The sequence below is a fragment of the Streptosporangium sp. 'caverna' genome (assembly GCF_003203775.1).
Classification (GTDB): Bacteria; Actinomycetota; Actinomycetes; order Streptosporangiales; family Streptosporangiaceae; genus Streptosporangium; species Streptosporangium subroseum.
Genome location: NZ_CP029711.1, coordinates 7,095,193 through 7,119,228, shown reverse-complemented (window position 1 = coordinate 7,119,228; position 24,036 = coordinate 7,095,193). Strand labels below are relative to the sequence as shown.

19 protein-coding genes are annotated in these 24,036 nt (G+C 69.0%); 10 read left to right on the top strand and 9 right to left on the bottom strand.

Going from position 1 to position 24,036, the window contains the following annotated elements; genetic code table 11:
• The first annotated feature begins 46 nt into the window (after nucleotides 1-46).
• The 4 genes from DKM19_RS51050 (at nucleotide 47) to DKM19_RS31115 (ending at nucleotide 4,294) form a co-directional block, all read left to right on the top strand.
• Nucleotides 47-649: a hypothetical protein gene (locus tag DKM19_RS51050; RefSeq protein ID WP_204358330.1), complete on the top strand. Its 603-nt coding sequence runs from the start codon at nucleotides 47-49 to the stop codon at nucleotides 647-649.
• Nucleotides 646-2,145 carry a cation acetate symporter gene (locus DKM19_RS31125; protein WP_110700542.1) on the top strand — a complete coding sequence of 500 codons (1,500 nt, stop codon included), beginning with the start codon at nucleotides 646-648 and terminating at the stop codon, nucleotides 2,143-2,145. Before DKM19_RS51050 ends, DKM19_RS31125 begins: the two co-directional genes overlap by 4 nt.
• Before the next feature lie 182 nt (nucleotides 2,146-2,327).
• Complete coding sequence (locus DKM19_RS31120) at nucleotides 2,328-2,684, top strand: DUF485 domain-containing protein (protein WP_369986523.1); 357 nt, start codon at nucleotides 2,328-2,330, stop codon at nucleotides 2,682-2,684.
• The gene (locus DKM19_RS31115) at nucleotides 2,684-4,294 is read left to right on the top strand and encodes a cation acetate symporter (protein WP_110700540.1); all 1,611 of its coding nucleotides are present in this window, start codon (nucleotides 2,684-2,686) and stop codon (nucleotides 4,292-4,294) included. Before DKM19_RS31120 ends, DKM19_RS31115 begins: the two co-directional genes overlap by 1 nt.
• A gap of 150 nt (nucleotides 4,295-4,444) precedes the next feature.
• On the opposite strand, the gene DKM19_RS31110 is transcribed toward DKM19_RS31115, so the two are convergent.
• Nucleotides 4,445-5,965, bottom strand: a complete 1,521-nt coding sequence (locus tag DKM19_RS31110; RefSeq protein ID WP_110700538.1) for an APC family permease — start codon at nucleotides 5,963-5,965, stop codon at nucleotides 4,445-4,447.
• 291 nt (nucleotides 5,966-6,256) lie between these two features.
• A complete protein-coding gene (locus DKM19_RS31105) occupies nucleotides 6,257-7,180 on the bottom strand; it encodes an aldo/keto reductase (protein WP_110706129.1) in 924 nt (307 codons plus the stop codon).
• A gap of 365 nt (nucleotides 7,181-7,545) precedes the next feature.
• Here DKM19_RS31105 and DKM19_RS31100 point away from each other — a divergent pair, with 365 nt between their 5' ends.
• Nucleotides 7,546-8,142 (top strand): TetR/AcrR family transcriptional regulator, encoded by a 597-nt coding sequence (locus tag DKM19_RS31100; RefSeq protein ID WP_110700536.1) that lies wholly within the window; start codon nucleotides 7,546-7,548, stop codon nucleotides 8,140-8,142.
• Nucleotides 8,143-8,155: 13 nt separating this feature from the next.
• Here the strand turns inward: DKM19_RS31100 and DKM19_RS31095 are convergent, their stop codons facing one another.
• The 4 genes from DKM19_RS31095 to DKM19_RS31080 all read right to left on the bottom strand — a co-directional run bounded on the left by DKM19_RS31095 (nucleotide 8,156) and on the right by DKM19_RS31080 (nucleotide 14,774).
• A complete protein-coding gene (locus tag DKM19_RS31095; protein WP_110700534.1) occupies nucleotides 8,156-9,709 on the bottom strand; it encodes a wax ester/triacylglycerol synthase family O-acyltransferase in 1,554 nt (517 codons plus the stop codon).
• Nucleotides 9,710-10,006: 297 nt separating this feature from the next.
• Nucleotides 10,007-11,377, bottom strand: coding sequence for a sulfite oxidase (locus DKM19_RS31090; RefSeq protein WP_239513674.1), 1,371 nt, complete (start codon nucleotides 11,375-11,377; stop codon nucleotides 10,007-10,009).
• Between the two features lie 81 nt (nucleotides 11,378-11,458).
• Nucleotides 11,459-13,141 carry a DNA polymerase/3'-5' exonuclease PolX gene (gene polX / locus DKM19_RS31085; RefSeq protein ID WP_110700532.1) on the bottom strand — a complete coding sequence of 561 codons (1,683 nt, stop codon included), beginning with the start codon at nucleotides 13,139-13,141 and terminating at the stop codon, nucleotides 11,459-11,461.
• Nucleotides 13,142-13,439: 298 nt separating this feature from the next.
• Nucleotides 13,440-14,774, bottom strand: coding sequence for an MFS transporter (locus DKM19_RS31080; protein ID WP_204358329.1), 1,335 nt, complete (start codon nucleotides 14,772-14,774; stop codon nucleotides 13,440-13,442).
• Nucleotides 14,775-15,116: 342 nt separating this feature from the next.
• Here DKM19_RS31080 and DKM19_RS31075 point away from each other — a divergent pair, with 342 nt between their 5' ends.
• The 4 genes from DKM19_RS31075 (at nucleotide 15,117) to DKM19_RS31060 (ending at nucleotide 18,064) form a co-directional block, all read left to right on the top strand.
• Nucleotides 15,117-15,599 carry a DUF6789 family protein gene (locus DKM19_RS31075; protein ID WP_110700529.1) on the top strand — a complete coding sequence of 161 codons (483 nt, stop codon included), beginning with the start codon at nucleotides 15,117-15,119 and terminating at the stop codon, nucleotides 15,597-15,599.
• Between the two features lie 213 nt (nucleotides 15,600-15,812).
• The gene (locus DKM19_RS53100; RefSeq protein WP_162643192.1) at nucleotides 15,813-15,989 is read left to right on the top strand and encodes a hypothetical protein; all 177 of its coding nucleotides are present in this window, start codon (nucleotides 15,813-15,815) and stop codon (nucleotides 15,987-15,989) included.
• Nucleotides 15,990-16,253: 264 nt separating this feature from the next.
• A complete protein-coding gene (locus DKM19_RS31065) occupies nucleotides 16,254-16,805 on the top strand; it encodes an RNA polymerase sigma factor (RefSeq protein WP_162641906.1) in 552 nt (183 codons plus the stop codon).
• 38 nt (nucleotides 16,806-16,843) lie between these two features.
• On the top strand, nucleotides 16,844-18,064 hold the full coding sequence (locus DKM19_RS31060) for a CU044_5270 family protein (RefSeq protein ID WP_162641905.1): 1,221 nt from the start codon (nucleotides 16,844-16,846) through the stop codon (nucleotides 18,062-18,064).
• Between the two features lie 62 nt (nucleotides 18,065-18,126).
• On the opposite strand, the gene DKM19_RS31055 is transcribed toward DKM19_RS31060, so the two are convergent.
• Nucleotides 18,127-19,884: a serine/threonine-protein kinase gene (locus DKM19_RS31055; protein ID WP_162641904.1), complete on the bottom strand. Its 1,758-nt coding sequence runs from the start codon at nucleotides 19,882-19,884 to the stop codon at nucleotides 18,127-18,129.
• 337 nt (nucleotides 19,885-20,221) lie between these two features.
• On the opposite strand from DKM19_RS31055, the gene DKM19_RS31050 reads away from it, so the two are divergent.
• The gene (locus DKM19_RS31050; protein WP_110700518.1) at nucleotides 20,222-21,178 is read left to right on the top strand and encodes a LysR family transcriptional regulator; all 957 of its coding nucleotides are present in this window, start codon (nucleotides 20,222-20,224) and stop codon (nucleotides 21,176-21,178) included.
• A gap of 173 nt (nucleotides 21,179-21,351) precedes the next feature.
• Here DKM19_RS31050 and DKM19_RS31045 read toward each other — a convergent pair whose 3' ends face one another.
• Nucleotides 21,352-23,586 (bottom strand): penicillin acylase family protein, encoded by a 2,235-nt coding sequence (locus DKM19_RS31045; RefSeq protein WP_110700516.1) that lies wholly within the window; start codon nucleotides 23,584-23,586, stop codon nucleotides 21,352-21,354.
• A 106-nt stretch (nucleotides 23,587-23,692) separates the two neighbouring features.
• The gene (locus DKM19_RS31040) at nucleotides 23,693-23,980 is read right to left on the bottom strand and encodes a hypothetical protein (protein ID WP_110700514.1); all 288 of its coding nucleotides are present in this window, start codon (nucleotides 23,978-23,980) and stop codon (nucleotides 23,693-23,695) included.
• Nucleotides 23,981-24,036 lie beyond the last annotated feature (56 nt).

Below are 24,036 nucleotides of genomic sequence, written 5' to 3'. Positions count from 1 at the left end.
CCGGGTGGCCGTATGAGCGAGGAAGCCGAATGAGCCGGGAAACCGAATGAGTCAGGAAGCCGAGCCGCGCGATGGGGCGGAGCCGCGGCGGTGGATAGCCGACCGGCTCACCTGGGCGGTGGAGCGGCCGCGCAAGGATTCCGATCGGCCGCGCAAGGAGCCGGATCGGCCACGTAAGGACTCCGATCGATCGCGCAAGGAGCCGGATCGGCCGCGCAGGGAATTCGGGGTGCGCAGGGAGTCCGGGAGCCGTAAGGATTCCGGAACGCGTAAGGAGACCGAGCGGCCGCGCCGCGAGGTGGTGACCAGCCCCCGCACCATGGCGCCCCGCCACCCCCGCTACCCGGTGACCCGTGAGATCGACGAGCAGACCCATCTGGGTGAGGTCTACATGCGCTCGCTGATCCGTACTCAGCTCCGGCTGGCGCTGTTCGTCTGCACGGTGCTCGGCTGCGTGGTCTGCGGCCTGCCGCTGCTGTTCCTGCTCGTGCCGGATCTGCGCGAGGTCCAGCTGGCCGGCATTCCCCTGCCGTGGGCGGTGCTCGCCGGTCTGATCTATCCGGCGTTCGTGATCGGCGCCTGGCTCTACGTCCGGCAGGCGGAACGGAACGAGCGCCACTTCGCCGAACTGGTGGACCGGGCCCGATGAGCACCGCGTACGGCGTGACGGCGGTGGTGCTGGTGGCACTGGCCGCGGTGCTGATCGGCGGATTCGGCATCCGGCTGTCGCGGACCACCTCTGACTTCTACGTGGCCTCCCGCACGGTCTCCCCGCTGTGGAACGCCTCCGCCATCGGCGGCGAGTACCTGTCGGCCGCGAGCTTCCTGGGCATCGCCGGGCTGATCCTCACCTACGGTGCCGACATGCTCTGGCTGCCGGTCGGCTGGACCGGCGGCTACCTGGTGCTGCTCGTCCTGGTCTCCGCGCCGCTGCGCCGCTCGGGCGCCTACACGCTGCCCGACTTCGCCGAGGCGCGGCTGGAGTCGATGGCCGTGCGCCGGATGGCGGGTGTGCTGGTCGTGCTCATCGGCTGGCTGTACCTGATGCCGCAGTTCCAGAGCGCGGGCCTGGTGCTGCAGGCCATCACCGGCGCTCCCGACTGGGCCGGGGGGCTGCTGGTGGCGGCCGTGGTCGCGGTGAACGTGATGTCCGGCGGCATGCGGTCGATCACATTCGTGCAGGCCTTCCAGTACTGGCTCAAACTCACCGCGCTGGCCGTTCCGGTGGTGTTCCTGCTGCTGGCCTGGCAGGCCGACGGCGCGCCGGGGCTGAGCGCGCACGACACGGTCACCTGGGCACTGCCGCTGGCCAGCGGCAAGGAGTACAGCCTCTACTCGACCTACTCACTGATCCTGGCGACGTTTCTGGGCACCATGGGGCTGCCGCACGTGCTGGTCCGCTTCTACACCAACCCCGACGGCCAGGCCGCACGCCGTACGACGCTGGTGGTCCTGTCGCTGCTCGGCGCCTTCTACCTGCTGCCCGCCATCTACGGCGCGCTGGGCCGGATCTACCTCCCCGAACTGGTGGGCAGCGACACGGTGGTGCTCACGCTGCCCGGACGGTTGATCGGCGGGGTGCTCGGCGACCTGCTGACGGCGCTGGTGACGGCGGGGGCGTTCGCGGCGTTCCTGTCCACCTCCTCCGGGCTCACGGTCTCCGTCGCGGGGGTCATCGGGCAGGACATCCTCAAGGGAGGGGTGCGCTCGTTCAGGGCGGCGGCGGTGCTGGCCGTGATCGTGCCCCTGGGGCTGGCCGTCCTGGCCCGCTCGCTGCCCGTCGCCGACGTGGTGGGTCTGGCCTTCGCGGTGGCAGCCTCCTCCTTCTGCCCGCTGCTGGTGCTGGGCATCTGGTGGCGGCGGCTGACCTCCACGGGGGCCATGGCCGGCCTGCTCGTCGGGGGCGGGCTGGCCTGCTGCGCGGTCCTGATGACGATCGTCGGAGAGCCGCACACCGGTCTGGTCGGCGCCCTGCTGGCTCAGCCCGCCGCGTGGACGGTGCCGATCGCCTTCGCCGTCATGATCGTGGTCTCACTCCTCACTCCGTCCCGGATCCCGGTGGGCGTGGCTCGTACGATGGTGCGGCTGCACACCCCCGAGATCCTCAACCTCGACCGCGGCGACTGGCGGCCACGGTCCTCCTGAGGTGACCGATCAGCCGTGTGCGGGCGGATTTTTCAATCGGATACCCCGGTTGAAGAACCGCTCATCGCGCTATACGGACCTTTCACCGCAGGGCATGTTCAACTGACCGCCACTTGGCAGCGGCTGGGCGAACGGACCGCTCCAGGGACTCCTCTCCGGTAGCGTCCCCTCCTACGTTTGCCGTGATCCAGATCACATTCGTGGGAGGTCTCGTGACCGCCAGGCAACATGATTCATCGGTATATGAAGAGGTTCAAGCAAGTGAGAAGTTCCAAGAGCTGAGGCGGCGCCTACGGGCCTGGACATTCCCGATGACCATCGCGTTCTTCACCTGGTACCTCCTGTACGTGGTGTTGTCCGGCTTCGCGCGTGACTTCATGGCCATCAAGGTGCTCGGCAACATCAATGTGGCGCTGGTCCTCGGACTGCTCCAGTTCGTGTCGACGTTCGGGATCGCCTGGGCCTACTCCCGGTTCGCCGAGAAGAAACTCGACCCGCTGGCCGACGAGATCCGCCACGAAGTCGAGGGGAAGATCTGATGGGCCACCAGACACTCTCCACGATCCTGTTCCTGGTGTTCGTCGCGGTGACGCTGGGCATCACCTTCTGGGCGAGCCGCAACACCAAGGACGCCACCGACTACTACGCCGGCGGCCGGTCCTTCAGCGGTGCGCAGAACGGCCTCGCCATCGGCGGCGACTACATGTCGGCCGCGAGCTTCCTGGGCATCGCCGGGATCATCGCCCTGTCGGGATACGACGGCTTCCTGTACTCGATCGGCTTCCTGGTCGCCTGGCTGATCGCGCTGCTCCTGGTCGCCGAACTGATGCGTAACTCCGGCAAGTTCACCATGGCCGACGTGCTGGCCTTCCGGATGAGCCCGCGCCCGGTCCGCACCGCGGCGGGCGTCTCCACGATCGTCGTGTCGATCTTCTACCTGCTGGCGCAGATGGTCGGCGCGGGCGCGCTGGTCGGCCTGCTGCTCGGCGTCACCTCACCGACCGGCAAGGCGCTCACGATCGTCGGCGTCGGCGTGCTGATGATCGTTTACGTGGTCGTCGGAGGCATGAAGGGCACCACCTGGGTGCAGATCGTCAAGGCCGTGCTGCTCATGGGCGGCGCGACCCTGATCACGCTGCTGGTGCTCGGCAAGTACGGCTTCAACCTCTCGGCCCTGCTGGGCGAGGCCGCCGTGAAGAGCGGCAAGCCCGACCAGTTCCTCATCCCGGGTCTGAAGTACGGCACCGAGGCGCAGGGTCTCGCGGGCAAGATCGACCTGATCAGCCTGGGCCTGGCGCTGGTGCTCGGCACCGCCGGCCTGCCGCACATCCTGATCCGCTTCTACACCGTTCCCACCGCGAAGGTAGCTCGCAAGTCGGTCCTGTGGGGCATCGGCATCATCGGTGTCTTCTACCTGCTCACCCTCGTGCTCGGCTTCGGCGCCGCGGCGCTGGTCGGCGGCGAGAAGATCCTGGCGCAGGACAAGGCGGGTAATACCGCGGCTCCGATGCTCGCCGAGGAGATCGGCCGGCTCATCTTCGGAGATGTGGGCGGCACGATCCTGCTGGCCGTCATCGCGGCGGTGGCGTTCGCCACGATCCTGGCGGTCGTCGCGGGCCTGACGCTGGCGTCGAGCTCGTCCTTCGCCCACGACATGTACGCCCACGTGTTCAAGCGCGGCAACGTCACCGACAAGGAGGAGATCCTGGTCGCCCGGATCTCCGCCTTTGTCATCGGCGCGGTCGCCATCGGGCTCGGCATCCTCGCGCAGGGACAGAACGTGGCCTTCCTGGTCGCGCTGGCCTTCGCGGTGGCCGCCTCCGGAAACCTGCCCGCGATCCTCTACAGCCTGTTCTGGAAGCGGTTCAACACCGTCGGCGCGGTCTCGGCCATCTACGGCGGTCTCGGCTCCGCCCTGTTCCTGGTGATCTTCTCGCCGGTCATGTCGGGCACCGCGACCTCCCTGATCCCGGACGCGAACTTCGCCTGGTTCCCGCTGAGCAACCCGGGCATCGTCTCGATCCCGCTGGGCTTCCTCGCCGGATACATCGGCACGCGGCTCAGCAAGGAGTACAACGCGGCCAAGTACGCCGAGATCGAGGTCCGCTCGCTCACCGGCGTCGGTGCCGAGAAGGCGACGGAGCACTAGCCACATCCGGCTGATCGCGTGGCTCGTTCACGAGGCACATGATCGTCCAGACAGAGAACGGGAGCGGTCGGCAGCACGTGCTGCCGACCGCTCCCGTTCTCTGTCCCCGGGTTCCCAAGCGTCGCGATGCCCGCCGTACGGCGTGGAGGCTCAGTCGCGTTCGACGGTGTCCTCAAGCACGATCCGGCCGATGATCGCGTATTTGGCGGGATTGGTGGCTTTGAGGTAGAGGGCGAGTCCGGCTCCCAGCAGGGCCAGGCAGAGCACGATCCAGGGGATCAGCGTGAAGAACGCGGACTTGGAGGCTTCGCCGGCGGCGGCCTCCTGGTTCTGGAAGAGCAGGAAGACGACGTAGATCATGGCCAGGCCGCCGGCGAGCGGGGCCAGCAGGGTGCGCCACCAGGAGGCGGTCTCGGGGTGCTTCTTCCTGACGTGGAAGTATCCGATGACGGAGAACGAGCAGAGGGTCTGGACGATGAGGATCGCCAGCGTGCCGAGCACCGCGAGCAGGGTGTAGATGTGCAGGTAGGGGTCCATCCCGGCGAAGAAGAATGCGAAGACGATGATCACGGAGATCACGGTCTGGACGAATCCGGCGATGTGGGGGGAGCCGTGCCTGGGGTGGGTGGCCCCCAGGGTCCTGCGGGTGCCGGGGATGAGGTTCTCGCGGCCGATGGCGTACAGGTAGCGCGAGGCGCAGTTGTGGAAGGCCATCGAGCAGGCGAACGAGCCGGTCAGGATGAGGATCTTGAAGAGGTCGACGGCCCAGGCGCCGACCAGCTGCCCGGTGGGGTTGAAGAAGACCCCGGCGAACTCCTTGGCGGCGATCTCGGGGGCCTTCACGCCGTTGGCGGCGACCGTCATCCAGGAGACGAAGGTGTAGAACAGGCCGATGCCGACCACGGAGACCAGCGTGGCCTTCGGGATGATGCTCTTGGGGTCGCGGGACTCCTCGCCGTACATCGCGGTGGACTCGAAGCCGACCCAGGACCAGAAGCACATGAACAGCCCGAGACCGACGGCTCCGGCCGCCAGCCCGGTGGTCTGGAACGCCCTGACCGGGTTGAGCGTCTCGGCCATGAGACCGTCGGGCCCGCCGCCGTGGAACAGGGTGACGGTGGCGGTCAGGGCGAGCATGAGGATCTCGGTGACCAGGAAGACGCCCAGGACCTTGGCGGTCAGGTTGATGTCGAAGTAGGTCAGGGCCGCGTTGAGAGCCAGGCCGAGAAGGGCGAACCACAGCCAGTGGATGTCCACCCCGGCCAGGCTCTTGAAGGTGTTGTTGGCCGAGTAGGCGAAGAAGCCGATGATCGAGGCTTCGAAGATCACGTACGCCATGGTCGCCAGGAGGCCGGCCACCATGCCGACGACCTGGCCGAGGCCGTGGGAGATGTAACCGTAGAACGCGCCGGCGGAGGTGATGTGCTTGGCCATCGCCACGTAGCCCACGGAGAAGACGGTGAGCACGATGGTCGCCACCAGATAGCCGGCGGGGACGCCCAGGCCGTTACCGAAACCGAGGGCTATCGGGACGTTGCCGGTCATCGCGGTGATGGGGGCGGCGGTGGCGACCGCCATGAAGATGACGCTGACGAGCCCTACGGCGTTTTTGCGGAGGCGGTTGACACCGTCTGTCAGAACCTCGGGCTTCTCGGTGATGCTCAAGGGCATGGGCCTTCCTGCGATCAGCGCTGTACGGAGGGGGTATGGCGGTGATACTCGCAGCGAGCAGGCCCAGCAAACTAGGCGGTTTACCCCCAGATGGGTTACAACATGCCATAACACCACAGATAACTTCAAAGTGAAGTAAAGTTCGCAGTCATCTGGCAATGAACCGGAAATCATCCCGTCATGGCTACCGCCGGAGGATGATCTTTTTCCTGCGGGAAGTCCCGTTTGCCGCCGGAACCGGCGCGGGGCCCGCCTGACTTTGCTCAGGCGGGCCCCGCGTCGTGCTTCGTCCTACCGGGAGGCCGTGTCCAGCAGGGCCAGCTCGTCCTCGGACAGGGTCAGGTCGGCGACCGCGAGCAGCGGCCGGAGCTGCTCGACGTTGCGGGCGCTGGCGATCGGCGCGGCCACCGTGGGCTGGGCGGCCAGCCAGGCGAGCGCGACGGTGGCCATGGCGACGCCGTGGGCGGCGGCCACCTTGCCCAGGGCGTCGAGCACGCGCGGACCGCGCTCGGTCTTCAGATATTCCGCCGCCTTGCCCGCGCGGGGGCTGTCCACCTCGACCCCCGGCTGATACTTGCCGGTCAGGAAACCACGGGCCAGACCGAAGTACGGCGTGCTGGTCAGCCCTCCGGCCGTGACCGCCTCGCGCAGCGCACCCTCGTACTCCCGCTCCAGCAGGTTGTAGTGCTGCTGCAGCACACCGTACTTCGCCAGGCCGTCCCGCTCGGAGATCGCCAGCGCCTCCGTCAGCCGCTCGGCGTTGTAGTTCGAGGCGCCGATGTTGCGGACCTTGCCCTCGTCGACCAGCGCGTCGAATGCACCGAGGGTCTCCGCCAGGGGCGTCTCGGTGTCGTCGATGTGCGCCCAGTACAGGTCGATGTGATCGGTCTGCAGACGCCGCAGCGAGTCCTCGACGGCCACGCGGATGTTGGCCGCCGACAGTCCGGGACGGGTGGGCAGCGAGCCGACCTTGGTCGCCAGCACGATCTGGTCGCGGTTGCCTCGCGCGGCCATCCATTCACCGATGATCGTCTCAGACTCCCCGCCGACGTTTCCGGGGACCATGGAGGTGTAGGTGTCGGCGGTGTCGATGAAGTTGCCTCCCGCCTCGGCGTAGGCGTCCAACACGGCGAAGGACGCGTCGCGGTCCGCGGTCCAGCCGAATACGTTGCCGCCCAGGCAGAGCGGGAAGAGGTTCAGCTCAGAAATACTCATGACCATCACTCTATTTCTTGGACAATCACCCGTTTCCCCGGCACCGTCGTTGATCGTCGGGCCGTTGTTGCACGCCGTGTCGGCAAGGATGGCCGGAGGCTCTGGCGGCCCCGTTCCCGCACCGCATCCGCTGTCCGTACGGCCCCCGTTTCCACACCGCACCGGCCTTCCGTATGACACTCGGTTCCGTACGGCGCCTGCCCTCCGTACGGCACCCGTTCCCGCACGGCACCGGCCTTCCGTATGACACTCGGTTCCGTACGGCGCCTGCCCTCCGTACGGCACCCGTTCCCGCACGGCACGCGTACGGCGATCTCTCCCCGGCGGCATGGAAATCCGGCCACGTCCGGGTCTATGGTCAAGCCGTGAGCAGCCTCAGACCGCGCTCCGGAAAGTCCTCCAGGCGCACGCGCGACGCCTCGGACCCCGGCGCGCGCACGCGCATCCTCGACGCGGCCGAAGAGCTGTTCGCCGGAGGTGGTTACGAGGCGACCCCCACCGCGGAGATCGCCCGGCTGGCCGACGTGCCCAAGGGGCTCGTCTTCCACTACTTTCCCCGGAAGATCGACGTGCTGGTGGCGCTGATCGACGAGCGCACGCTCGTGGAGGAGTCGCCGGAGGTGGAGGCCGTTCCCGGCGACGCGGCGGGCACCCTGTCCCGTCTGGCCAGGCGTCTGCCGCTCAGCGCCTCTCCGGCGATGCGCCGCATCCTCTTCCGCGAGGCCGACACGCACGGCTCGGTCAGAGACCGGCTCGGCCGCCTGAACGGAGAGATCATCCAGCGGGCCCGGTTCGCCCTGGAGTTGGCGCTGCCGACCCCACGCGGCGACGCCGCCCGGCTGGAGGTGGCGGCGGTCACCTTCGCCGCGGTGCTGCTCTACCAGGAGAACCTCTGCCAGCTCACCGGGCACCACATCGATCCCGACGCGGTCGCCGAACTGATCGCCCACGCCCTGGGGTGAGACCGGACGGCACTCAGACCGCGATCATCTCCATGGCCGGAAGAGGGTCGGCGGGTCCCGTCGGCAGGACCGGCACCACCTGCTGCTTGACCGGGGCCGGGACCGAGGTCGGTTCCGACCCGGCCGGCTCCACCAGTTCCATCAGCTCGTCCATGGCGTCCTGCAGGTAGCCCATCAGCCGCCAGACGTCCTTCATCCGGTCCGGGCAGGAGAGGATGCCGAAATCCAGCGAGCCGTCATAGGAGAAACAGGTGATGTTGACCCCGCCGCTCACGTCGGTCAGCACCGACATGGGGTAGTAGCCGAGCACCCGGGCGCCGCACAGGTACAGCGGGAGCTGCGGTCCCGGAACGTTCGAGATGATCAGGTTGATCGGTGGCAGCACGATCGAGGCCAGCCGGAAGACCGTGGAGGTCGCCAGCGCGGTGACCGCCGTGGGCAGCACCGAGGACAGCTCGCTCAGCCAGGTGGCGGGGGAGCCGGCGAACCGCCGCTTGGCCGTGCGCATCGTCTGCCCCATGACCCGCAGGCGATCGAGGGGGCAGTCCAGATCGGTCGGCATCGGGGTGATCATGACGGAGAGCTGGTTGCCGACCACGTCCAGGGCGCTCGCCGTACGGACCGCGACCGGGACCGCGGCGATCAGCGGCTGGTCGGGCAGCGCGTCGTGCTCGCGCAGCCAGGAGCGCAGCGCCGAGGAGCACAGTGTCATGACCACGTCGTTGACGCTGCTCCCGGAGGACCTGGCGATCCGCTTGACGTCCGCGAGGGAGATCGACCCGTAGGAGAAGCGTCGTTCGGGGCCGATCGGGCCGTTGAACGGTGTGCGCGGGGCGGACAGCGAGGGCATCTCCGGCAGTTCGACGGGCTGCCCCGAGAGCATCCGGGTGGCGGCGGCCATCATCCGGGCGCCCGGCAGCGCCGCGGCCACCGGGATCGCGTCGAGGTCGGCCACCATGCGGCCCAGCGAGCGCAGCGCTCTGGCGGGCTGGGTCACGGTGCGGGTCACGGCCCCGGCGAGCATGGTGACCATGCCCGGGGCGCTGGTCGCCGGAGAAGGCGGGGACGGCTCGACGACGCGTGGTTCGGGCGTGAGGTCCAGCAGGGCGGCCAGCGTCTCCGCGCCCGACACCCCGTCGATGGCGCAGTGGTGGACCTTGGCGTAGAGGGCGGTCCGGCCGCCGGCCAGGCCCTGGATGAGATGCATCTCCCAGAGCGGGCGGTTCCGGTCCAGGTGCCGCTCGTGGATGATGGCGACCTCCTCGGCGAGCTGGGCCTCGTCGCCCGGCATGGGGAGGGTCACCTCGTAGACGTGGTCGGCGACGTCGAGGCCGGGGACCTCCGTCCAGTACGGATGGTCGAGGCCGAACGGCACACCGGCGAGACGCAGGCTCAGCGCCGGCGCGAGATGCAGCCGCTCGCGGAGCAGCCCGATCAGGGCCTCGCGTGTGACGGCACCCGTGGGAGCGCAGGCCGGATCGAGGATCGCCACTCCCGCGACGTGGGCCGCGGTGGTGGCCGATTCGGCGTGAAGGAACTGCGCGTCGAGTGCGGTCAGTTGGCGCATCGGTTGAGCCTCCTAACAGGAAGAGCAAGAAACAGATGTAGTCATTCGCCGTCATCATTACTTCGGCTCGTTTCCACCCCGTTTCGTCTGGGCGACCTTGGGAGTCTTTCAGATAAAGTCCGTCGGCCAGGCGGGGGGTTACGGTGACACGCCCTACCTGATCACCCGATATGGTCGCCGTTCAGGGGAAACGATTCGTACGGTTTCCCGTAGGTAAGAGTTGCGTATGCATTCGCCCTGTGATTTTTGTGATCCCCGTGCCGCAATGCGGCCGGCGTTTCGTATATCCGTTGACGTTTATCCGTTCACGACCGTCACGGGATGGCCCGCGACGGCGTCGAAGAGATAACCGAGGTTGTTGTGCGGGGTCTGCGGCGGCTGGGCCGCGCCGGTCTCGTCGACGGCCCGCGCGAGCAGGGTGTGCGGGCCGGTCTCCCGCGGGTTCCAGCCGATGTGCCAGCGGGTCCAGGCCGGGACCACGCGCGGGCCGCGCAGGTGGGCGCGCCGCCAGGTCACCCCGCCGTCGACGCTCACCTCCACCCCGGCGATCCGGCCGTTGCCCGACCACGACCGCCCGTGCAGCACGTACGGGTGCCCGACCCGCAGCTCGGCGTCCCAGGGCAGCTCGAAGGCGCTCTTGACTCCCTGGAGGGCCAGCGGCGCGCCGCCCTCCGGCGGGTAGGCCTCGCCGAACATCCGATAGAACTCGGTGGTCCAGGGCGAGGCCAGCGGTGAGGCGGAGACCTCGATGTCGCCCACCCACTTGACCGAGGCCAGGCCGATCCACGAGGGGACGACCATCCGCACCGGGTAGCCGTGGTCGGGGGGAAGGGTCCGGCCGTTCATCTCGTACGCGAGGATGACGTCCTTGAGCGCCTTGGCCACCGGGATCGGGCGGCGCACCGGCCCGAAGTCGACCCCGTCGCACACGTAGTGGGGGTCGAGCCCGCGCGGCATGACGTCGACGGCGTCCGGGGTGAGCCCGGCCCGGTCCAGCACCGTGGCCAGCGGCACCCCGCGCCAGCGGGCCACCCCGATGCCGCCGAGTCGCCACGGGGTGCCGGAGACCTCCTGGTGCTGCTGGGCGGCGAAGAGGCTCCGGCCGTTGCCCGCGCACTCGATCGCGACGTCCCGCGTCACCGCGGGGAGCGCGAGCAGCTCCTCGTAGCCGAAGCTCCGGGGATTGCTCAGCCCGGAACCGTGCAGCTCCAGCCGCCAGGTCGCCGCGTCGATGATCGGGGTCGAGGTGTGGTTGCGGACGAAGAAGCGCTCGTTGGGCACGTGATAGCCGACGTCGCGCATCGCCTCCCAGCGCATCTCGGCATTGGTGCCGTGCGTGACGAACAGCTCCGGTGGCAGCTCCTTGACGATGGCCCCGGCGGTCTCCTCCGCGCTCGCCCGTCCATCTGCGGCCTGATCGGCGACCGCCTTCTTCCGGGCGGCCCGTTCCGTGACGACCTCGCCGACGGGGACCTGTTCCGTGACGACCTCGCCGGTGGGGGCCTGTTCCTCGGTCTTGTCGCCGGCCGTCACGCCGTCGGCGGCCTCGCCGTCGACGGTCTTCCCGTCGACGGCGGCCAGCCGGAGCCGGTCCGGATAACCCCGGGCGAGTTGCCCGGCTCGATCGCACTGGTCAACGGCCTCGTTGACGAAGTCCTCGTGCGGCATGCGGTACCACCCTTTCCCCCTACACCTATTTCCTACCAAGAAACAAGGTAATCCGTGAAGGGGGTTGGGACTCTGTTGGCGTCAATGTCTCAGAAAGTTCAGCAGCCGCTCCACCGGCCAGGCGTTGATCACATCGTCGCTGGTCAGCCAGGCGCGTTGGGCGATGCCGATGCCGAACCGCTGGTTGTCCAGGTGGGGCACCGCGTGGGCGTCGCTGTCGATGGAGAACTTCACGCCGTGGTGGCGAGCCAGCCGCACGAGGTCGGAGGGGAGGTCGGAGCGGTCGGGAAAGGAGTCGATCTCCATCGCGGTGCCGGTGCGGGCGGCGACGCGGAACACCTCGTCCCAGTCGGCGTCCACCGGTGGGCGCCCGCCGATCTTGCGGGTGGTGGGGTGACCGATGATGTGCACGTGCGGGTTCTCGCACGCGGTGACGAACCGCCGGGTCATCTCCTCGCGCGACTGGGTGAAATGCGAGTGCACGCTCGCCACGCACACGTCGAAACCCTCCAGCACCTCGGCCGGCCAGTCGACCGAGCCGTCGGGGGCGATGTTGAGCTCGCTGCCGTGCAGCAGCTGCATGTCCGGATATTTCGATTGAAGTCGGTGTAGCTGCTCGCGCTGTTCCAGGGCCTTCTCCAGCGTCATCCGCTGCATCGCCAGGTCGGGCGCGTGATCGGTCACCGCGTAGTAGGAATAGCCGCGCGCGTGGGCGGCGGCGACCATGTCCTCCAGCGAGGCGATGCCGTCGGTCAGATCGGTGTGGGTGTGCAGATCGCCCTTGAGGTCGTCCAGGGTGACCAGCACGGGCAGCTCGCCCTTGAGCGCGGCGGTGATCTCCCCGCCGTCCTCGCGCAGCGTCGCCGGGATCCACTGCATGCCGAGAGCGCGGTAGACGTCTTCCTCGTGCTCGGCAGCGATCACCCGCTCGCCCTCGAACAGACCGTACTCGGAGAGCTTCCAGCCCTTCTTCACCGTGATCTCGCGCAGGTGCACGTTGTGCTCCTTGGAACCGGTGAAGTATTGCATCGCGGCGCCCCAGGACTCGGCCGGGACCACACGCAGGTCCACCTGGATGCCCTGGACGGTGCGGATCGAGGTCTTCTTCTCACCCGAGGCGATGACCTCCGCGACGTACGTCTGGGCCTTGAAGTCGTCCATCAGGGACTCGGGGCCGACCGCGAGGATGTCGATGTCGCCGATGGTGTCCTTCATCCGGCGCAGCGACCCGGCGTAGGCGATCCGCTCGGCGGGCAGGGAGGCGATGATCCGCTCCGCCAGGTCCATGGCCACGCCGAGGTGCACCCTGGCACTGTTGCGGGCAAGCTGCTCGATGCCCTTGAGCAGGTTCTCCTCGGTCTTGGCGCCGAAGCCCTTCACGCCCTTGAGGCGCCCCTCCCCGATGGCGTCCGCCAGCGCTTCCGGGGAGTCGATGCCGAGCTCCTGGTAGAGGAAGGCGGCTGTCTTCGGCCCGAGGGAGGCGATCCTGGTCAGCCTTCTGACGCCCTCGGGGACCTTGCCGCGCAGCTCGTCGAGCTGCCGGAAGCTGCCCCTCTCGAGATGCTCCTCGACCTTCTTGGCGATCGCCTCGCCCACCCCCGGCACGCTCCGCACGGCGGTGGTCGCGATGTCCTCGGGAAAACCCGCGATCGCCTTGGCCGCCTTCTGGTAACTGCGGACCCGGAACGCGTCGCCGCCCGTCATCGCGAACAGCTCGGCGTATTCCTCCAGCGCGGCTGCCACGTCTTCGTTTGCTCGTGCCATAACCTCAGCCTAGAAGATCGCACCGACGTTTCCCCAGGGTGATCCTCGGCGGGGAGGTGCATGCCCGAGCGGTGCTGCGACCGCGCACTTCCCCGCGAAAAATCCTTCTGTCGTATATCGGTACCCGGCGCCGGGAGGGAAACACCCGGGGCACCCGCCTCGCAGAGGCGACGCGGCCTCACGGCCCGGTGCTCCCGACGTTACGGCAGGGGAAAAACAACCGGACGGTAGGCGTCAACCCCGGTACGCAGCCGTCACCGCTCGGACGTACCGCCGGTGACGAGCACTCCTCCGTTGATCACGATCTCCGTCCATCGGGGGCCGGCGACCGGGACTCTCCTGGCGTGAGTACGGCGGTGCGGATGCCGCGGCGCAAGAGGGCGGGCAGGCACAGGATCGTGCCGAGCGCGCCGATCCACACCGCGGTGGAGAGCCCGGCGAGGGCGGTCACCCCGGCGGTGAACAGGCTGCCGAGGGCGATCGCGCCCCAGAGGAGGAAACGCTGGACCGAGCCGACCCGGCCCAGCAGGTCGGCGGGGGTCTGGGTCTGGCGCAGGGTTAGCGAGGTCGGGTTGAACGCTCCCTCGCCGACGCAGTGCACGATGCTGCCGGCGACCAGGCCTGCCGTCCCCGCGGCTCCGCCCAGGGAGCCCAGCGCGGGCATGGAAACGATGCCGAGTACCGACACCGAGGCGGCGGCGATCAGGGTGCGCGGGGTGCCGAAGCGGCGCATCAGCCGGGTCGACAGCAGGTTGCCGATGGGGTACCCGGCCGCGGCGGCACCGATGACGACGCCGATCCACTGCGCGGGCAGGCCGAGAACGTTGCGGCAGTACAGCACCAGGCTGGTCTCGACCATTGACAGAAACAAGACGTAGGTCGTGCCGCACAGCAGGATCGGTTGCAGCATCGGATGACCGAGCGCGAATTTCAGCCCGGTGGCGATGTCGCGCCGCAGCCAGCCGCGCTCGCGCTGGGTGGCCTCGAGGGCCGGCTCCCGGTGCCGGATCAGCGCCAGCGAGGCGACCGAGGCGGCGAAGCTGACCGCGTTGGCCGCCAGCGCGCCGACCAGGCCGAGCGCGGCGATGACCGGTCCGGCGGACATCGGTCCCAGCGCCTTGGAAAAGGACTCCGACAGGGCCAGCCGGGCGTTGCCGCGGTGCAGGTTGTCCGGGTCGCCATAGAGGCTGGGCAGGTAGGAGGTGTAGGCGACCTGGAAGAACACCACCGCGCAGCCGCTCAGCAGGACCAGGCAGAACAGCAGCGGAAAGGTCAGCCGGCCGGTGGCCGCCAGCGCCCAGATCGTGCCGAAGGTGAGCACCTGCGCTCCGTTGCAGACCAGCATGGTCATGCGGCGGGAGAGGCGGTCGACGATCGCTCCCGCCGGCAGGCCGAGCGGCAGGAACGGCGCGAACAGGGCGAACGGCAGTAGCGCGGCCTGTGCTGGAGAGACCTCCAGCACAGTCACCGCGAGCAGCGGCAGTGCCAGCGTCATGAACTGGTCGCCGAACAGCGACAGCGACTGCCCCGCCCACAACAGGCCGAAGTCACGACGAGCGGTCGGGGCGTTGGCGCCGGGCGGGCCGGCGACGGCGTCGGCTGTCACGGAGCCGGCGTCGTCGCCACGGAACACCGGATGCGGCTCCTGGTTTCCGGCACCGGGCGCAGTGACCGGGAGCGCGGTGTTGCCGGGGCCGCAGAGTCTGACCAGAGGCGCCGTCCCCGGAACTCGTACGGCCGGCCGCGCGGGTGATCGATCATGATGGACACCCTCTCCCGGCTCAGCCGACGCCCGATGGCGATAATCGGACCTCCTTCTTGGGATGTCCTTGAGAACGGTGTCAACTGATCCCGGGCGGCACCGTTTTTCGCTGTCTCGGACACTGGTCATCGCCGGAATCGCACGCTGGTCAGGTGGGCAAACCTTGAATCGAGCACCGGTTTTTCCGCATTCGAGCCAGGGCAATTAGCCGCAATGATGCGCAATCTCGCGGAGGGCGCCCTCAGCGGCGTGCTCGCCACCGCGGCCATGAGCGCCGTGATGCTCGCCGGAGATCGGGCCGGGTTGATGGGGGAACATCCGCCCAAGCGCATCGCCCGGGCCGCGCTTCCCGGTCACAGGAATCGGCCCAAGCCGGGTGAGGGCGTGCTCGGCGCGGTCGCGCACTTCGCCTTCGGCGCCGCCAGCGGGGCGCTGTTCGCCGTGACCACGGACGGCCGCGAACCCCGGCTGCCGCTGGGCGTCGTGTACGGCCTGGCGATCTGGGCCGTCAGCTACCAGGGGTGGGTGCCCGGCCTCGGCATCATGCCGCCGGCCCACCGTGACCGTCCGGGACGCCAGGTGGTCATGGTCGCCGGACACGTGGTGTACGGAACGGTCCTGCTGCTCGTTCTGAACCGTCTGCGGCAGGGCGACCGTTCGCGGTATCCGCACCACGACTGGGTCATGGCGACCTGATCCGCACGAGACGGCGCGCTCCTCCCCGCTCGCCGCTCGATCACGCGCCGGACAGCCACGAGATCGTCCAGATGAGACACCGGGGGACCGAGAAGGTCCCGCTCAACGCCTGATCGGGGTTATCACGATGACCAGCGACGACCGTACGGAGACGACCGTACGGAGAAGGACCGGCAGCTTGATGCCAACGAGGCGTACGAGCACGGCAAGGCCATCGGCGCCGTCGGGGCCGGGGAGCTCCTGCTCGAACCCGCTCGCGTCGTGATCAATCGGGAACAGGGCGTCGTCACCTCGCCGGGCGGGGATCTGGGGGAGTTTCTCACCTCGTTCACGGCGGCCGTGGCGGCCCACCGCCATCCCCGGCGGCCCACGCGTCAGATCCCGGCCTGACCCGGCCATCCGCGTACGGGCGGCGGGCATCGGCCTCGCGACGGCAGGCGCCGCGTCCCACACGCCGGAACCCGGCTGCGTACCGTGACCGGGCGGTGAAGGCCGGCCACGGCCGTGTGTCCGGGTTCCGGGGCTGCCCGTTCACAGACCGCGGACCCTTCCGCGGCAGACCCCGAGGCCGACTGCCAGTTGTCCCTTATCGTCCTTTTTCGGATATTTCTGAGATGGGTGGTAATCGGAGCCGTCCGGGAGGGACTACTGGGCGTGGACGATCCCGAAGAACGATTCACCGAACTCTACGACCGGCACTACCGGAGCGTGCTGGGCTACGCCCTGCTGCGCACCGAGCACGGCATGGCGGAAGACGTGTCCAGCGAGACCTTCCTGATCGCCTGGCGGCGGCTCGACGAGCTGCCTGACCCGGCACTGCCGTGGCTGCTCGGCGTGGCGCGGAACCTGCTGGCCAAACAGTGGGACTCGCGTCACCGGCGGCAGAGGCTGGTCGACCGGATCGCGGCGCTCAGCACCTCCCAGGACCACCTGATCCTGGACATCGCCGAGCACGTGGTGGACCGCGAGACCGCGCTCGCCGCGCTGGCCACCCTGCCGGAGCAGGACGTGGAGGCGATGGCACTCGCCACCTGGCACGGGCTGCCGCCCGACCAGGCCGCGACCGTCATGGGCTGCTCGGCCCGCACGTACAACGTCAGGCTCCACCGGGCTCGCAAGCGCCTGGACAGAGCACTGGGCGCGGAGGCGAGAGTCGCGCGGCCCCACCCGCGCCCGGCCCGCGCACGGCTCACCGAGGAGGCCTGATGACGTACCCGACCCCCCGATCCCGCAAGGAAGACGACATGAACGACCGAGTGTTCGCCCAGCTCAAGCCCGTGGAACTGGACGGGTTGACCGAGGACGCCTACCTGCGCCGCCGCTCGGACGACCTCGCCCGCGCTTTCCAGACCCCCCGTTCCCCTCAGCGCTCCCGGAGACTCACGATGCCCCGCCTCCCGTTCCTGATCACCGCGGCCACGGCCGCCGCGGGAATCGCCGCCGCCGTGATCGTCGTCCCCGGCCTCGTCTCCGGAGACCCCGCACCCGGCGCGCCCACCGCAGCAGTGGTCTCCCGGGGTTCGCAGGACTCCCAGGAGCCGCAGACGGTGGACGCCCGGTCCTTCCTGCTCGCGGCGGCCGTGACCGCCGCACGCGAACCGGCCGGGTCGGGCCGCTACTGGTACACCCGCGAACGCGTCATCCAGCAGGTGACCGTGGACGAGGCGAAGTACACGGCCAGGGTGAAGACCCTGGTGAGGGAGTGGGAGGCCAGGAAGAAGGAGCTGAAGGGCAAGCCGGCGGAGCTGGAGGCCGCCGACAAGGAGATGGAGAAGAAGGTCGGCGAGCTCAAGGCCTCGCCTCCGAAGGTGTCGTACGCGGCGACCGCCGCCTACACGGAGGACTCGTGGCACGCACGGGAGAAGGGCGACTCCAACCGTACGGTCGGCAACCAGGACGTGAAGATCACGTTTGGGTCCCCGGAGGACAGGGAGAAGTGGAAGGAGGAGGGTTCCCCCGTTCTGCGGGAGGACAAGCCGTCGACCAGCGACCTCGACCTTCCGCTGGTCCTGTCGATCGACAACCCGACCCTGACCCTCCAGAGTCTGGCCGGTCTGCCGACCGACAAGGAGGGTCTGGAGCGACGGCTGCGGAGCCTGTACGGCAAGAGCAGCGCCAGGGACCGGGTCGACTTCGCCGGGTACCTGCCGCAGACGAGCCTGGATCTGCTGAGGGCGCCGCTCACCCCCGGCACCCGGTCCGCCCTGTTCAAGGTGCTGGCCGAGCAGCCGGGCATCACGTCACAGGGAGAGGTCACCGATGCGTTGGGGCGTACAGGGGTTGCCCTCACCTCGCGTTTCACCTCCGACGGGGACTCGTTCGAGTTCCGCCTGATCTTCGATGAGAAGAGCGCGAAACTCCTGGAGTACTCGACCACGAAGGAGGGGGAGTCCTCGCCGTTGACGCGGGTGGCCTACCAGGACACCGGCTGGGTCGACCGCCTCGGCGAGCGTCCGCAGGACTGACCCTCATGTCCGCGTGGAGCCCTCGGACCGGGCCGGGGGCTCCACGCGGACGTCGACGGTGGTTACCAGATGATCCAGGGGCTCTCCGAGCCGCCGTTGAAAGTGGCCGTGCCCGACTTCCTCCATCGCTGGCGGACGTTGTGCCTGTCCGAGATCTGCGGAGTCGTGGCGGTGAACGGGCCGCACGTGACGATCGCGCCGTCATTCGACGGGGAGACGTTCGAGCAGATGAAGGGCTGGGAGACGTTGACCTCCGCGTCGGTGTTGTACAGCTGGACGTGTATGTCCGAACGGACCGAGCTGAGCCCTCTGACCCGCCCCAGCAGGTAGAAGGCATCGCCCACCATGGCCGTACAGGGCGACATCTCCGTACCCGTGCCGGTGCCCACGGAGATCCACGCACGGCACTGCCAGTTCGGCGCGTCCGGGCGCGTGGCGCCGAGCGTGCGGTTCCCGTCCGGCTCCGGGGAGACCGTCGCGGTCTTCGATCGCTGGGGCCGGGGGGTCTGGGTGCGCCGCGCCGCCGATTTTGCCGGGCTCGGCCGGGTGGGCGGGTCGGAGACGGCCGCTTCCGGGGTACGGCTCCGCACCGGCCGTACCTTCGGCGAAGGCGCGGGCGAGCTTTCCCTCGTGCTCTCCTTCGTGCGGGACGGGGCGGTAGTCGTGGTTCCGGCGGCGCGGGTCGGCCCGCCGGCCGATTCCGCTGACGCGATGGCCGGATTGCCCGCGGTCCCGCCGGCGTCCGATGTCCGCCATGGCGCCACGACGGCCACCGCCGCCGCGCTGAGTGCCAGGGCCACGGCGGTGGTCGTGGTGATGATCAGCAGCCGCTGCCGGGATCGCCCGCGCCGCGTCGAGGCTGTCGAGGCCGTGGTCTCGTCGCCGGCAGGGGAGGTCCCCGCCGCGCCGGCGGCCGGATCCGTACGGGAGGCATCCATGGGGGAGCCCGCCGGGGGGAGGGGTTCGGAGGTGATGGACGGAGCGTCGCCCCTGGCGACCTGGGGCAGGGCGGGCAGCCCCGCCAGCGACGGCGCCGCCTCGCCCAGCGACACCGCCACCTCCTCGGCGCGTGGCCGCTCGGCGGGATCCTTCGCGACGCAGGCCGAGATGACCGACCACAGGACGTCGGGCATCCCGGGCAGTCGCCGGGGCGTGGACGTCGCATGTTGTCGGAGGAGGGCCATCGGATGGTTGCCGACGAACGGCGGACGTCCGGCGAGCAGCTCGTACAGGATCAGGCCGATGGCGTACACGTCCACCGCCGTTGTGGGAGCGCTCCCATCTGCCACTTCGGGAGACAGGTACGTGGGCGTACCGATGATCGAGGTGGTCTGGGTGAGACCCGGGCCGTGGAGGATGCGAGCCACGCCGAAATCCGTCAGCCGTACCTGCCCGGCGGTCCCGTCGATCAGGACGTTTTCCGGCTTGATGTCGCGGTGTACGACGCCCACGGCGTGCGCGGCCGCCAGCGCGCCTGCGACCTGGGCCATCAGGCGGGCCGCTTCCACGGGGAGCAGCGTGCCGCGCCGCCGGAGCAGGGTACGGAGATCTCCGCCCTCGACGAGGTCCATCACGAGGGCGAGGCGCTCGCCCTCGATGACGAAGTCGCGCACCGTGACGATGTTGGGATGACGCAGGGTCCGCATCACGGTGCGTTCCTGCACGAACCGTAGAACCAGATCCTGATCGCCGGCGAGGTTGTCGCGGAGCAGCTTCACCGCCACGATCTCCCCGGTTTCCCGGTGCCGTGCCCGCCAGACGGTTCCCATCGCACCGGAGCCGATCTCGTCCAGAAGCACATATCGGCTGCCCAGAGGCACTTCGGAACCGCCCGTAGCCATTGACAGCCTTCCCCTCGAACAGATGGAGATCACAATAGTCAGGTGGATCCGGACCGAGGAAGACCGGCGGTACGGCCCCACCTCGTGAAAGGTTCGCCCGGCGGGCCTTCGCCGCGGCACTCGTTCCGGACCCGCAGATCCGGAGAATGGCCGGACCGGAGGTTATGAGCCTAGGTGATCAAAGCCATGAGGAAGGACGGCGGGGCGACGGGACGCACCGGGCTCAGGCCGGTACGCGGCGGTGTTCCCGCGTACTGATCGTTCTTCTCGACGCTGCCACTACTGACGGAGAGATCCGTGCAGTAGCGTTCCACGCGTGACCCCGACCCAGCTCCGCGCGTTCGTCGCCGTGGTGCGGCTTGGCTCGGTCAAGGAGGCGGCGGTGGAGCTCGGCGTGTCGGAGGCCGCCGTCTCGTTGCACGTCGGTCAGTTGCGCAAGGAGTTCGACGATCGGCTGTTCACGCGGACCGCGTCCGGGCTCGCCTTCACCCCCGGAGGGTTGCGGCTCGCGAGCCGTGCGGCGGAGATGCTCAGCTTGCAGGAGCGCACGATCGTCGAGGTGAGCCAGGCGAGCCGCGGCCGGCGGCTGCTGCGTGTCGCCGCGTCGAGCCTGTTCGCCGAGCACGCGGCCCCCGGCCTGATCGGGCTGTTCGCCGGCAGAGCCGCCGACCTCGACGTGGAGCTGAGCGTGCACGACCCCCGGCAGTTCGGTGCCCTGCTGCACTCCCGGGCGGTGGATGTGGCGATCGGGCCCCAGAGGGGAAACCCGGACGAGTCGCTGGAGTGCCGGCCGTTCCTCAACTACCAGGTGATCGTCGTATCCGGCCCGGACCACCCGCTCGCCAAGCTCGATGCCGGCACCCACCAGCTGCGTGAGGAGACATGGCTGCTCGGCCCGTCGGTGGCGGCGAACATCGGCGTGATTCCCGCGCTCCTGCGTCGCGTCAACGTCCCCGAGGAGCACCAGCAGATCTTCCAGAGTCACGCCGCGGCGTTGGAGGAGGTCAAGCGGAACAACGGTGTGGCGCCGACGGTCTCCTTCGCGGTGGCGCAGGACCTGGCCAACGGCCGCCTCGTCCGCCTCGCGGGGAAGACCCTCCGGCTCGACGGGGTATGGGCCACGCTGACCCTCGCCGAAGGCGGTGCGTCGTCAGCGGCCGCCGAACTCGTCCGGTTCGTCACCAATCCGAGGGCCACGCAGGCCATGCTGCGCGGCCCGGGCGTCAACGTCGGCCGATTCCGCCCTTCCGTTCACGTCACCCTCTGGAGCTGACGCCGTTCCGCGCATGTTCACGGAGGAGTCGATCAGGTCGCTCTGAGGCGGCCGGCCCGACAGCGTGGCGTCCCGCAGCCCTCGGTCCCGGTCACGAATCGATCGATGATGTTCTGCTCAAGACGGCCGGTCTCGAGGAGCGCCTCGCCGATGGGCTCCCCTTTGACAACTGATCACCTGCCCGGTTTGTAGCTCCGCTCGACATGGCCCTTGAGGTCATCGGGATAGAAATAGACGGGCCGGAGGTTGCCGCTCGCGTAGCGTTCGGCCTGGTCGTTGAAGTGCGGCGAGTCGGGATGCCCGCTCGAGCCCCCCGCCGTCACCGCCCAGGCGCGCAACTTCGGCCCGAACTCCACGACCGCCACGAAGCTGTTGCCGCTGGTGCCGTAATAGCGCTTCGTGCCCGGATAGCGCCTCGCCCCGAACGAGGCGAGGGAGCCCCATTGCGCGGAGGTGAAAGGCACCGGGATGCTCGGCTTGGCATCGTCGAACGTCTGGACGATCGCGCCGTCGTTGCGCTGGAAGCGGTTGATCTCGCCCCAGGGCACCTGCCAGCCGCCGAAATCTTGCGTCAGCCGCTCCGCCGCCTCCCCGAGCGCCGTGAGCCGCTGCGCATCGGTGGCGCGCTCGGCCAGGTAGTCCCACATCGACATGCCCGCATCCCTCGCAGCCTGGGCCAAGGGCGCCCAGAGCGCCTCGGCCCAGAACACGGCCAGCGAAGTGGCGGTCGAGTCCGCGGCCCAGCGATGGTCCCAGCCGCGCAGCAGGCCGATCGGACCGGCGAGCTTCGCCTTCTGCTGGTCGCCCTCGGGCAGCCTGTCCCACGCCGTGACCAGTCCTGGAACAAGCCGGGCGAAGGCGGTGAGGTAGGTATCGAAGGCGGCTGCGATCAGCGTCTGCGGGGTGAAGTCGCGCCGCGCGCTCAGCACCCGGATCGCCTGCGGCCCGCGCGGGTTCTCGCCGGCCTGGTCGAAATAGCGCGGATAGTCGGCGGCCTTGGGGCTGTCCGCGCCGGCCGCGGTCCAGGGCCAGTTGTTCGAGTTGAACGCCCAGCCGTTCTTCGGATTCACTGCCTGCGGCAGGCTCGCGAGGCTGTGCAGCCCGCGCCAGTCGGTCGCAGGATCACTGCCGTCGACGGGCTTGCGATAGTCGAAGCGGTCGTTGCGGAGCGGCATGAACTGCGGCATCAGGAAGGCGATCTCGCCCTTCGAGCCCGCGAACAGTGTGTTGTTCGAGCTGTTGGCCTTGAAGCCGGCCACATCGAGGTAGCCCGCGTAGTTCCGTGTCTTGGTGCGCAGGAAGCTCTGCTGCAGCGCCTCGAGGGGTTTGTTCATCAGCGCGAACGCGATCCACTTACCGTCCGCCTCGCGCACGATCGGGCCGTGGTGGGTGGCGAAGGTGGTGAAGCCGCGCCGCGCCCGCCCGCCCTCCGCGGTCCGGTAGGACAGCGTGATCTTCTTTGTCGTCACCGGCCGCAGCGTGTTGCCGTAGCGGTAGGAGCGGCCGCCCTTCGCCCCGGTCACGATCGTCTCGGCGAACTCGTCGACGTTGTCGACGCCGCTCGACGTGTGCATCCAGCCGGTGTTCGCGTTGAAGCCCTGGTAGATGAAGAACTGCCCCCAGGTGGCCGCGCCATAGACGTTGAGCCCTTCGCCGCTCGTCACGTGCTGCTCGGAGCGGAAGAAGAAGCTGGTGTGCGGGTTGATCAGGAGTAGCGCATGGCCGTTCCGCGTGTGGCTCGGCGCGATCGCCATGCCGTTCGAGCCCTTGGGCTCGTGGAACAGCAGCCCCCGCTCCTCATCGGTCATCGGCACCGTGCGGTTGCCGTAGAAGGCCTCGAGCTGGGTGAGCGGCACCCGCTCGATGTCGCCGCCGATGCTGCCTTCGGAGAAACTCAGCGCCATCCACGGTTCGAAACGATCGATCACGCGCGGATGCACCTCGGGGTGCGTCGCGAGGTAGTAGTTCAACCCGTCCGCCCAGGCCTGCATCAGCTTGCGCAACCAGGCGGGGCTCTTCGCATAATCCCCCCTCAGCACTTCGGGATCGACGAACAGCCGCTGGCGCAGGTCCTGCCAGATCGCGCTCTCGCCTTCGGCCTCGGCGAGGCGGCCGAGGCTGACCAGATAGTTGGTCTCGATCCGGTTGAAGTCGTCCTCGGCCTGCGCATAGATCATCCCGAACACCGCATCGGCGTCGGTCTTGCCCACCACGTGCGGGATGCCCCAGTCATCGCGAGTGATCGTCACGTGCGCCGCTTGACTGCGCCAGCGGGTGAGATCGGGGGCGATGTGCGTGGAAGCGGCGGAAGCGGCGGACGGCAGCCCCACCGCGGCTCCGGCGGCCAGTCCGGCCGCTCCGCCCAGGACGCGGCGTCGGCTCAGCCCTTCGTTCTGCGTGTGGTTCATGAGTTGGTCCACCTTTGCTCGGGGGGTCAAGGGATCGTGCGGGGTGTGCACGATCTGTGCGGCAGTGGGGCGCGTTTGTGGGGCGCCCCACCACCGTTGGCCGACGCTACGGTGCCCCGGCGCTCGGGCCGGCGAGCTCGCACCCGTTGAGGTTGCCGAGGCCGCCGGCGGGACCGCCGGGAACGGTCTGGAAGACGAGGTGGAGCTTGTGCGTGCCACCCGGGTCGGTGATCGGGACGCTCGTGGTCCGGACCGCTGCGGCCCGCACCTCGGCCGAGGTGGCTCCGGGGTTCACCGCCGTAGCCGCGGCACCCGCTCCCGCCGTGTTAACGCGGTCGGATGCCTGGTCGATGGAGGGGTGGCCGCCGTTCGGACAGAGGGCGGAAATGATCATCACCGCCTCTCGGCCGCTTGGTGATCAACCTGTTCCAAGATGACTATCACTCGCTT

Coding starts and splice junctions, on each gene's coding strand:
- DKM19_RS31075 (WP_110700529.1), top strand. CDS start 15,117: ATGATGCGCAATCTCGCGGAGGGCGCCCTCAGCGGCGTGCTCGCCACC.
- DKM19_RS31045 (WP_110700516.1), bottom strand. CDS start 23,586: ATGAACCACACGCAGAACGAAGGGCTGAGCCGACGCCGCGTCCTGGGC.
- DKM19_RS51050 (WP_204358330.1), top strand. CDS start 47: ATGAGTCAGGAAGCCGAGCCGCGCGATGGGGCGGAGCCGCGGCGGTGG.
- DKM19_RS31090 (WP_239513674.1), bottom strand. CDS start 11,377: ATGCCGCACGAGGACTTCGTCAACGAGGCCGTTGACCAGTGCGATCGA.
- DKM19_RS31060 (WP_162641905.1), top strand. CDS start 16,844: ATGAACGACCGAGTGTTCGCCCAGCTCAAGCCCGTGGAACTGGACGGG.
- DKM19_RS31105 (WP_110706129.1), bottom strand. CDS start 7,180: ATGAGTATTTCTGAGCTGAACCTCTTCCCGCTCTGCCTGGGCGGCAAC.
- DKM19_RS31125 (WP_110700542.1), top strand. CDS start 646: ATGAGCACCGCGTACGGCGTGACGGCGGTGGTGCTGGTGGCACTGGCC.
- DKM19_RS31115 (WP_110700540.1), top strand. CDS start 2,684: ATGGGCCACCAGACACTCTCCACGATCCTGTTCCTGGTGTTCGTCGCG.
- DKM19_RS31040 (WP_110700514.1), bottom strand. CDS start 23,980: ATGATCATTTCCGCCCTCTGTCCGAACGGCGGCCACCCCTCCATCGAC.
- polX (WP_110700532.1), bottom strand. CDS start 13,141: ATGGCACGAGCAAACGAAGACGTGGCAGCCGCGCTGGAGGAATACGCC.
- DKM19_RS31110 (WP_110700538.1), bottom strand. CDS start 5,965: ATGCCCTTGAGCATCACCGAGAAGCCCGAGGTTCTGACAGACGGTGTC.
- DKM19_RS31095 (WP_110700534.1), bottom strand. CDS start 9,709: ATGCGCCAACTGACCGCACTCGACGCGCAGTTCCTTCACGCCGAATCG.